Source organism: Candidatus Neomarinimicrobiota bacterium, from assembly GCA_018647265.1.
Taxonomy (GTDB): Bacteria; Fidelibacterota; Marinisomatia; order Marinisomatales; family TCS55; genus TCS55.
In genome coordinates, this window is sequence record JABGTK010000146.1 from 1 (window position 1) to 10,792 (window position 10,792).

Genomic DNA, 10,792 nt, shown 5'->3' on the forward strand with positions numbered 1-10,792 from the left:
TCCTTTAATTCGTTGGATAGTTTCATCCGTTTGCCCACTTTATTGAGCATCCGTTCACCCACCGCATCATGACCGTGGAAAGTATATCCCTTTTTTTTATCAATTCGACGGGTGTTTGGTTTCGCAATATCATGGACAAGGGCCGCAAACCGAACTTCCATTTTATCCGATAATTTTGCCGCATTATCCACCACCTGCATGGTGTGATAAAAAATATCTTTATGATGCCATTCACCCGTTTGATCCATGCCATACATCACATGAATCTCAGGAAATATATGTTTCATTAATCCTGTTTTTTGAAGAATGTTCAATCCAACCGATGGTTTATCGGTGGCAAGAATTTTGCAAAATTCTGTGGTAATACGCTCTTGGGATACAATTTGAATCCGCTCGGCCTGACGCTGCATTGAATCAAAACACTTATCATCGATATGCATGCCCAATCCGGAAGCAAAATAAGCACCCCGCATCATTCGCAATGGATCTTCGGAAAATGTATCATCCGGATCCAATGGCGTGACCAAATGTTTTGCCATTAGATCACGAACACCATTGTGTGGGTCGTGTAATTCACCAAAATCTTGCGGCGCCAAACTCATGGCCATGGCATTCACCGTAAAATCACGACGGAGTAAGTCACCCTTCAAGTCAGTATAAACTACCTTTGATGGTTTGCGAGAATCTGATTCGTAGGATTCTTCGCGAGCGGCAGCCACCTCAATCGGAATTGGCTTCGATGGAATATGGGCTGTGGAAAAACGTGGAAAGGAAATTACTTTTTTAATGCCCATTTTTTTGGCAATAAGATTGGCAAATTCAATCCCGTCGCCCACCACCATCACATCAATTTCTTTTAGTTTTCGATCGAGGAATAGATCACGGACGACACCACCCACCACATACACTTCTCTATTGTTGGCAGCCGCAATCTCACCAATTTCTTTTAGAATATATTTTGGCTCCGGCTGGCTGTCGAGTAAATACTGAATATTTGCCATTGTAAAATTTAACACAAATTATTGGTGAGACGTATTGCTATACGTCTCTAAGGATGACCCTTTTTTTGATGTCAGAATTCCCTTACTTTCTTGCCATGAGAATTCTAATCTCACTCATCATCGCCACGACTATGGTTTTGGCCCAATTTGGCAAAGTTGAAGTAACCATCGACGACCGTCTTCTTCGGGATAACGAAAGACAGGAGTTATCTTCCCTCAGGGATGAAATAACACGTTTTTATTCAGGACGTATCTGGGATGACGATTTCTCGGGGCTCAAAATTCCACTTCACATTTCATTCGCTTTTCAGGGTATGGCACAAAAAGGGGGACTTAAAACATTCCATGCCCAAGTATTGATTTCTGATGGAATGGATCTACGGTATTTTGATAAATCACTTCAATTCTATTTTAGTTCAGGGGGCGCCATCCATTTTGACCCTGTTATTTTTGATCCACTGGGCTCCTTCCTTGCCTATTACGCTTATGCGGTAATGGCAGGGTATATGGATACTTACGAATTTTACGGCGGCAACCATGCTTACGATCAAGCGCGGGAGATTGCACTCCGGGGGATTGCTTCTGACTTTCCCAAAGGATGGTCCTCTCGTGTACAATTACTAAAAGAAGTAACGGGAAACAAAGGTCTTCGAGAAGCTCGCTTTGCTTACTATGTGGCCATGGATCTATTTGATCAAGGCAAACCCGATGCAGCCTTAAAGGAATTTGGCTTAATGATGGATGGGCTGAAAAAAGTAGCATACGGCTTTCCCGTGGGACGGATGCAGTATTTTCTAAAAGCTCATACTAAAGATATCAGCCATAGGTTAACTATATTGGGCCAAGATGAATCACTGCGATATTTGGCCGATATTGACCCGGAAAATAAAATGATATATTTAAGGGATATAAAAAAGTAACTTATTCTTTTACAATCTCCGACGATCGTTTCTTGCCTCGTATGTAATAATCAAAGACCACACTGCCCCAATATAACCAGGGCAAAACTTTTTTATCTTTTACCACGCGAATCTTTTTTACAAGTCTGCGTCGTTTCCAAATGAGATGGGGATGAGTAATAATCCACAATAAAGATTGAATGATGCCGAAAAAGTGATTCATATCCAGGCGAACTAGTGAATAAGCCAAGGCCACAAACTCCAACGCTAAACGAATTGGTGTAATATATAAGGTGAGGGGTAGACTGTAATTAGACAAAACCATGAGCAGTGAATTACGATGATTCAAATATTGTTTTTGCCGAGAGAACATGGGCAGCGTTACGGCATTTTTGTGATATACCACGGAACTTGGAATAGCCCAGGTTTCTTTCCCCATGAGGCGAAACTTCCAGCATAAATCAATCTCTTCCTGATGGGCGAAAAATGTTTCATCAAATCCACTTGCCGATTCAAAATCAGATTTCCGTACCATGATAGCGGTACCGCTGGCCCAAAATATCGGACGCATTCTATCGTATTGCCCTTCATCTTTTTCCCGTTCAAAAAATACGCGACCCCGGGCAAAGGGAAAACCCAATACATCTATCCAACCACCGGCACCGCCGGCATAGTCAAAAATATCCCGTTCAAAATAGTTTAATATTTTAGGCTGAACCGCTGCCACATCCTGATTGAGATTCATAAAGTCAACCAATCCATCCAACCAATGATGATCTTGAATTGTATCATTATTTAAGAATACTAAATAGTCACCGTTGGCTACTTTGGCACCACGATTACAGCCACCGGCATAACCATAGTTTTGGTCATTCTCTATTAATTTGACTTGGGGAAAGTTCAGGCTTACCCAGTCCGGGCTGCCGTCAGTGGAAGCATTATCCACCACAATAATTTCAAAATTTGGATATCTCGTTTGAACCAGAGATTCCAAACATTCGGACAAAACCTCAATCCCGTTCCAATGGGGAATGATTACCGAGACTAAAGGATTATACATTATTTGACAATAAAAGGAAAAAGGAAAAAGGCAATTTTATTATGTCGTACAATCTCGCACCCTATGCCTTCCTACTTCTTACCTCTTACTTCTTCCTTCGTCAAGTCTTCCATCAATTTTTGTGCTACAGGATCGTTGGGATTTTTATCCAACCAATCGGCAAGAACCAATTCTGCTTTAGGCCGCATATCCAATTGTTTATATGTAAAAACAAGTGAGGAAACAATTTGGGTGAAACTCTTTCGCCATTCTTCCATTTCTTTTTGGGTGGCCAGACGATCGCCACTTTCTATTTCTTTAAAATCGGCATAAAGTCCTTCAAAAATAGTTCGCCCCATTTCGAATGAATCTAGTTGAGAAATATAGACTTGACCAAAATCCAATCGATCACGGATATCTATATCATTGCGGATCATGAGATTATCGATTATTCGTCGCAATTCATCCTTGTTTCCCAACTCGCCAAATAGTCGCCCTACTTGGTAATAGAGGTCCTTGGAGTCATATCGAATTGTTTTTTCAGGAATATTGTCTTGCATTTTTGTCATAACCTGTAATGCTTTGGTACGATGAATTTCGGCTTTATCCTCATCTGATCGCTCATTATCTTTAAATGCCATGTAATGATAAGCGGCCAACTGCATGTAAGCACTACGTAGATTCTGCAACAGACGAATATTGGTGGTGGGAAAATAAAATACATCCTCCCTACCTAAGTTTCTGAAAAGGTATCCTGGCATATATTGTTTGGACCAAATTATATTTTCTTTTTCATTCCATTCCGCCGCTTCAATATCTTGCTCCCAGATTTCAGAATTGAACCCGGACATAAGGTTGGTCCACATTCTTTCTTCATTGATGGGATTACGGCCATCCACGTTGTGAGGCCTTAGGCGATAAACCAATCCTTCCATTTCTAAAAAGGGTTCTAAATCAAGACGGTTAGATCCGGGGACGGTTACTGCAAAATAAATGGGGTATTTCCATTGAGAGTCACTGATAATCTTTAAAATCATCATATCTTTAACCATAAGGGCCGCACCAGCAAAAGTGGGGTTCACTTTCCACTCAATAAAGCCTTCTGAATTTTTGCCAGATTTCGGCGCTGCAATTTTTACATTTCGCGGTTTCCATGGCTGAAGCCCGGAAGAAATATCCATTACTTGAGTGTCAGACATATTAATGAATCGTTCCAACTCACGACCATCTTGATCCACTTGACCACGACGGGTGTCACGCAATTGTCTAATATACCATTCTGTATTGAGAAGACTAAGATTTGCTACGGTAATATCCGTTCGCACACCTTCTACCTCCTGCAAATACCATAATGGAAATGTGTCATTATCTCCGTTGGTAAATAAAATCGCATTCGGTTCGCAGGATTGTAAAATATTGTAACTGTAATCCCAAGCTAAACGATTATCAGAACGATCGTGTTCGTGATAATTGGCTTTTAACATCATGCCTGGCATCGCTAAAAGCAACACTGCCATGGTGCCGATTACTGCATTTTTTGCCGCTGGTTTATCTTTAAAAATAGCATGTAGCTTATCCCCTAGGGCCGCCACAGCAATACTGATCCAAATGGAAAAAGCGAAAAAACTGCCCACATAGGAATAATCCCGTTCCCGCGGTTGAGGATTATCCTGGTTTACAAAAATGATAATGGCCAAACCCATCATGAGAAATAGACTAAATACAGTAAATGCTTGCTCTCGATCCCGCTGAAAATGGTAAAACATGCCCCAAAGTCCAAAGAGAAAAGCCAACGGAAATCCAAACTGAAACCAATCAACGCCATCTTCTTTGGTATTGGCACCATAAGCCGTTACCCATTCATCGGTGCTAGGGCCTCGTCCGGCAAATTGCCAAAGAAAATACCGCCAATACATTTTTTTAACCTGATAACTCCAGAAATAATTCCACTGTTTATCCGGTCGGTAAGATTTGTATTCCCGTTCCTGTGAGGATGTGTATTCCCGGCCGTTGGCAGGACGCCCTACAGCTTCATGTTTCGGTGGCAAGCCTGTATATCGCCGGGGGAACTGAAACATTTGACCATACTGCTCTCTCTCCATATAAGCGATAGCTCGGGAGACAGTCGATGGATCATTTTCATTGATGGCAGGATTTTGTCCTGAGCGGATAAATATGGTGGCGTAACTGGAATAACCGATTAATATGAGGACGATAGAAGTGAGCGCTAAAGCGTATTGGAATTTTTTCTTAATAATGGCAGCAACCATACTACCGACAATTATAAGACTAAGGACAATGACCAAATTCAATCCAACAGTATCCACCAGTTTTGGCATACCGTTAATAATGCCAGCATTGATTATCAAGTACACAATACCCGTAATGGCGGATGTAATGAGAAATCCTTTGTAAGAAAATTTATATTTCCGGAAATAAATAATGAGTGCAATAAATGGCAACGCCAATAGGTTCAACAAATGAACCCCCGTAGCAAGACCAATCATATAAGCAATAATCAGGATATAGCGTTCATTCCCTTTGTCGTCCGCTCGCTCGGCCCAGTGGAGGATAAGCCACACCACAATAGCTGTAAAAAATGTAGAGAATCCATAGACCTCCGCTTCTACCGCATTGAACCAATGGGAGTCTGTGAAGGCAAATGTGAGAGCCCCAACCAGCGATCCGCCAAAGGTAATAATAGCATCCATTTGGGTTTGGATTTTACCGCGGTAATTGGAGATCAATTTCACAGTGGAGAGATATAAATACATTACCGCCAAAGCACTTACAACGGGCGAAATCAAATTCACACGAAAGGCAATATCCGGGTTAAAAGGAATCATTGAAAAAACGCGGGCAATAATAAGGTATAATGGACTTCCCGGAGGATGGGGCACGCCCAAGATATAGGATGTAGCAATAAATTCACCCGAATCCCAATAAGGAACGGTGTCGGCCATGGTGAGCAAATAGACCAAAAATGAGATCGCCAGAGCAAGCCCGGCGAAAATGCGATTGAGTTTTATATAATCAGAATGGATCAAGTGTTAGTCTTTCTTCTCTTTTTGAGACTTCGTCTCTTTCTTCTTCACTTTGGGAGACTTCGTCTCATTTTTGGCTTTGGGTTTTTTCTCAGCTTTTTCAGAAGTTTCTGGCTTCTGCTCTTCAGTCACCTGTGCATCACTGGTTTCTCCAGACTCATCAGATTGTGCAGCGCCCTCGCTGCCCTTTTTCTGTTCGTCGATGAAATTCAGTTTTAATTCGCTCAAGCTATGGATAATATATTGCTCTTCCCATTCGCTGAGGTTGCCCTTCATTTTTGTCTGGAGCATATCCAAAAGGTCAATATAATAGGTAGCCTGTTCTAAGTTTCGGTCTAAAGTATCAGTGACAGGATTTTTAACTTTTCCCAGTGATATCCACGCGCTCTGCACGAATGTGTTCACTAGATGAATAAATAATTGATCTTCTTTTTTTAATTGTTCTTCGGCCATGATATTCCTCTTGAGTGGCTTTAATTCAAATTCGGTGTAAATGTTTCATATACTGACAAAAACAGCCGGGGAAAATACATCATATACAGTTATATATCGAATATTCTATAGATTATCAGGAAATATTCACCCGCTCAAGTTTATCCTGATATTCCGCCATGAATCGCATGCGAATCAATTCATGCTTCGGCTGATTTAAATTCGGATCAGCTTTCACCAACTCAAAAGCGGCTTGGCGTGCTTTTCGCAATATGGGGCCATCAGTCACCATATCCGCAATTTTATATTTTAAGAATCCACTTTGGCGAATCCCAAAGAATTCCCCTGGTCCGCGGATTTTTAAATCTTCATCTGAAATCACGAAACCGTCGTTGGTGGATTCCATTATCCGCAGACGCTTTTTCGAATTGTTAGTAAAATTCCTGCGGACGAGAATGCAGTAACTTTTTTCACTCCCTCTACCCACACGGCCCCGCAGTTGATGGAGTTGAGTCAAACCAAACCGGTCCGCATGCTCGATAAGCATTACCGTAGCATTGGGAATATCGATACCCACTTCGATCACCGTAGTAGAAATCAATATATGAATTTCATTCCGGGCATAAGCATCCATGACAGAATCTTTATCATCTTTTTTCATGCGCCCGTGAATGAGTCCTACTTTTAGATTCGGGAATATTTTTTCAGAAAGATTGGCGTGCATTTCTACTGCGGCGGCTAAATCGGATTTTTCCGTCTCCTCCACCAATGGATAAACCACCATACACTGACGTCCAGCAGCCACTTCATCTTTCATAAAATTGTATACTTTTTTCAGTCGTTGTTCCTCCACCACTTTTGTCACAATAGGAATACGATTCTTTGGCATTTCATCAATAATGGATAAATCCATATCCCCGTGGTACGTAATTGCCAACGTTCTTGGAATGGGTGTGGCAGTCATGGCCAAGAGATGGGGATTCAGTCCTTTTGATGTAAGGTCGCCCCGTTGGAGGACGCCAAAACGGTGCTGTTCATCCACAATGACCAAACCCAATTCTTTAAATTTTACATCCTTTTGAATCAGGGCATGGGTGCCGATAATAATATCAATCCGCCCCTCGGCTAAACCATCAAGAATAGCTCGCCGTTCTTTCGCAGGCGTACCACCAACGAGAATGGCACAAGTCATATGGGCCGTTTCTGCGTGCTTTTTAAATGATGCCAAATGTTGATGGGCTAAAATTTCCGTGGGCGCCATGACCGCTACTTGCACATTATTCGCCACCGCAATGGCCGCCGCCAAAACAGAAACAATGGTCTTCCCCGAGCCCACATCGCCCTGCAAAAGTCTATTCATAGAAAATGGCCGGGCCATATCGTCCTTGATTTCTTTGATTACTTTTTTCTGGGCATTGGTCAATTCAAAATCTAAACTGTCAGAAATGAGTTTCACTTGTGGCCCGATTTTGTTCAATGCTTTGGTCCCGGTTTGTTGTAAAGATGATTTTCGAAGGGCCAGGAGCATTTGAAGAAAAAAGTGTTCGTCAAATTTTAACCGATGAATGGCCTCATTCAACACGTCCTCAGATTCGGCAAAATGGATATTTCGCAGAGCATTATTGATATGAGCTAATCTATTCTCTTTTCTGAATTCAGGCGAAAAATGATCGGGAATTTCCTTAAGCGAATCGGAAATGGTCTTAATGAGGCGCCGAAGTCCGCGGCTATCCAATCGTGTCTTTTTCAATTCGGCCGGAATTGAATAGAGTGGAATCACCAATCCAGAATTCACCGGATCTTCATCTTCTTTTAGTTTATCGTATTCCGGGTGAACGATCTGGAAACCGTTAAAAAATTCCACTTTCCCGCTCACGGCGAGGCGATCTCCCACCTTGATTGCTTTTTTGATATAACTAGCGCCATTAAACCAAGTGAGGCTCATCATGCCTTTTCCATCGGACAAAATGGCCTGGAAATATTGTCGCCGTTTCCCACGACGCAAATCTGCCGCTTCAACTTTACCGATAACAGTGGCTTCCATCTCTTTTTTAAGTTTAGAAATGGGGGTGACGGTAGTACGGTCTAAATGCTTGCGAGGATAATAATGAAGCAAATCCGACACTGTATTAATGCCGACTGCAGATAAAGCATCCGCCCGGGCGGGGCCGACGCCTTTAATGGATTGGAGAGAGGTGGAAAGAGTTATGGCCTTTTCAGGCACAATTTTTTAATTCCATTCCTTGCGGTAAGTATAAGTCACAGTTTGAGAACCATTGGCGGGAATGGTCATGGGGAAATGAATGGTGGAAGCATCTTTTTTGCGGTAATTGGCCGATGCATCCCGCACCACCCAGTCGCCGTAAATATGTTCAATGAGACGCACCTCAATCTTGTTATTCAAGGTATTGGTCACTTCAATACTGATAGATCCTTCTTCGCTTTTTCGTTGACGATCGTAATTCAAAACGGTGCGTTTACCCACCACATCAAAAGCCCGTCCAGAAATAATGGTAGCTGTAGCTCCTTTGGGCACTTGGCGAATCTCGTCTTCACCCACAAATTCAATCGCGCCTTTATTGCTCAACTGGTAAAGCTGTATCTTCCCCTGTGGCAGTGGAATGCCTAAATTATTCTTTTCAGTATTGGCGATTTGATATTCGATTCCCAAAGGTTCTTCTCGCTGGCTCCGTTCATCATTTTCAAAAAGATATGTTTTTTGGAATGATACCTTTACCGGATCATATAATCGCGTGGTAATACTTTCTTTTCCATTGATGCTCATTTTACCACCCAAGTTATAAATATGATAATCACCCAACTGTTCTTCTTTTGGACCCCTATCTTCTTGTGGTGCTGCCATGGCTCTATACATGACTTGCGGTGATGAACCTGATCTATTGTATTTTAGTTTTCCTTCCACCAATTGCAGGGTCAAGTTTGAGAAATCCAGGTTACTATTATTCTTAATATAAGCTTCAGCGATGAATTCTGCGCCGCTCCCAGATTCATCCAGGATAAGACGGTAAATGGCGTCCCAGTCAAATCCTTTGGAAAGATAAATAAGACTGCCCCGAATAGGGCCGGATCTTTTCTCAGGATTAATTGCCCACGTAAGGGAAGGTTTAAACATGACATTTTGAAGTTTCCCCGGAAGGGTAATATAGTCAATTCGTTCTCGTTTAAATGAAATGATGGATCGCTTTCGGGTAATGGTAACTGTACTGCCCGCGATCTCAACTAATGTTCCCGTAAGAGAGGTGCCATTGATTAGTTCTATATCAATAGTTTCACCAAGATAATTGTGAAGATGTTCTGAGAAATGGAAAACATCCTGGTTGAGGCGCTGCATTTTTACTGCGGCATTATCCAAGGTTAAAAAAGGTGAATCCTGAATCATTCCTACGGGGAGTAAATCCCAAGACATGGTGGTTTCACCCGGTTGTATATTCCATGCCACGGGCTGCTTTATGAGAGCAAAATCATCTTTATAGAGTGTCATCGTGGCATGGTTTGACTGTCCCATGATGAAGGATAACAAGGTCAATATTCCGATAATTTTTTTCATTGCAATATTTCCAGGTTTGCTTTTACAAGTTCAAATTCCGCTGTCATATCTTCTAGTTTTTTCTTTTCATATTCAACCACATTGGCCGGGGCGCGACTGACAAAACTTTCGTTGGACAGTTTTTTTCGGATACCTGTGAGATGGCCTTCCAACTCACTCAACCGTTTTGAAAGTCGTGCATTTTCCTGGTCTAAATCTATTAACCCTTTAAGTGGAACAAATAGCTCCATTTTTTGCACTACCGCCGTAGCAGATTGATCTGGTTTTTCCAAATCCTGCCCCAATGTCATTTCTTCAATCCGTCCTAAAGTTCGAATAATTTCATCAAATGATTCAATCAGCCCTCGATTGCCGTTCACATTTCGGATAACCAAGTCCGCCTTTTTCCCGGGCGGCACATTCATTCGGCTGCGAATAGTGCGAACAGCTGTTACGATCTCTTTCAACAATGCCATTGAACCATCCGCTTCTTTATCTTCTATGGATGGTTCTCCATTCAGCCATGATGTTACAATCAAATCTAAATCATTTTCATCCCGGAAATGGGCCCACAGTTCTTCCGTAATAAAAGGCGAATATGGATGGAGCAACCGCAATATTCCTTTAATTACATGAACGGCCACTGCCCGAGAAATATCTGCTTTTTTAGGATCCTCCCCATAAAATCGTGTTTTGGCTATTTCGATATACCAGTCGCAGAAGTCACTCCAAGTAAATTCATAAATGGCTTTGGCCGCTTCGTTAAAATGGAATCGATCTAATTGGCGATTGACCTTTATGGCCGTCTGGTTCAATTGACTCAGAATCCA

The 10,792-nt window shown here is 42.0% G+C and carries 8 protein-coding genes; 1 reads left to right on the forward strand and 7 read right to left on the reverse strand.

Going from position 1 to position 10,792, the window contains the following annotated elements; genetic code table 11:
* A partial coding sequence (locus HN459_09190) for an HD domain-containing protein (GenBank protein MBT3479618.1) occupies positions 1 to 1,001 on the reverse strand: 1,001 nt, incomplete at its 3' end.
* Positions 1,002 to 1,096: 95 nt separating this feature from the next.
* Between HN459_09190 and HN459_09195 the strand changes: the two genes are divergently transcribed.
* Positions 1,097 to 1,921 (forward strand): DUF4835 family protein, encoded by an 825-nt coding sequence (locus tag HN459_09195; protein MBT3479619.1) that lies wholly within the window; start codon positions 1,097 to 1,099, stop codon positions 1,919 to 1,921.
* 1 nt (position 1,922) lies between these two features.
* Here HN459_09195 and HN459_09200 read toward each other — a convergent pair whose 3' ends face one another.
* The 6 genes from HN459_09200 to HN459_09225 all read right to left on the reverse strand — a co-directional run.
* Positions 1,923 to 2,960: a glycosyltransferase family 2 protein gene (locus HN459_09200; GenBank protein ID MBT3479620.1), complete on the reverse strand. Its 1,038-nt coding sequence runs from the start codon at positions 2,958 to 2,960 to the stop codon at positions 1,923 to 1,925.
* A 71-nt stretch (positions 2,961 to 3,031) separates the two neighbouring features.
* On the reverse strand, positions 3,032 to 5,986 hold the full coding sequence (locus tag HN459_09205) for a DUF2723 domain-containing protein (protein MBT3479621.1): 2,955 nt from the start codon (positions 5,984 to 5,986) through the stop codon (positions 3,032 to 3,034).
* A 3-nt stretch (positions 5,987 to 5,989) separates the two neighbouring features.
* Positions 5,990 to 6,436 carry a DUF1844 domain-containing protein gene (locus HN459_09210; protein ID MBT3479622.1) on the reverse strand — a complete coding sequence of 149 codons (447 nt, stop codon included), beginning with the start codon at positions 6,434 to 6,436 and terminating at the stop codon, positions 5,990 to 5,992.
* 115 nt (positions 6,437 to 6,551) lie between these two features.
* Complete coding sequence (gene recG, locus HN459_09215) at positions 6,552 to 8,639, reverse strand: ATP-dependent DNA helicase RecG (GenBank protein ID MBT3479623.1); 2,088 nt, start codon at positions 8,637 to 8,639, stop codon at positions 6,552 to 6,554.
* A gap of 6 nt (positions 8,640 to 8,645) precedes the next feature.
* The gene (locus tag HN459_09220) at positions 8,646 to 9,983 is read right to left on the reverse strand and encodes a hypothetical protein (GenBank protein ID MBT3479624.1); all 1,338 of its coding nucleotides are present in this window, start codon (positions 9,981 to 9,983) and stop codon (positions 8,646 to 8,648) included.
* A partial coding sequence (locus HN459_09225; protein MBT3479625.1) for a class I tRNA ligase family protein occupies positions 9,980 to 10,792 on the reverse strand: 813 nt, incomplete at its 5' end. The genes HN459_09220 and HN459_09225, both read right to left, overlap by 4 nt.

Excerpts from the sequence above, each read along its gene's own strand:
- HN459_09195 (MBT3479619.1), top strand. The coding sequence starts at position 1,097 with ATGAGAATTCTAATCTCACTCATCATCGCCACGACTATGGTTTTGGCC.
- HN459_09200 (MBT3479620.1), bottom strand. The coding sequence starts at position 2,960 with ATGTATAATCCTTTAGTCTCGGTAATCATTCCCCATTGGAACGGGATT.
- HN459_09210 (MBT3479622.1), bottom strand. The coding sequence starts at position 6,436 with ATGGCCGAAGAACAATTAAAAAAAGAAGATCAATTATTTATTCATCTA.
- HN459_09220 (MBT3479624.1), bottom strand. The coding sequence starts at position 9,983 with ATGAAAAAAATTATCGGAATATTGACCTTGTTATCCTTCATCATGGGA.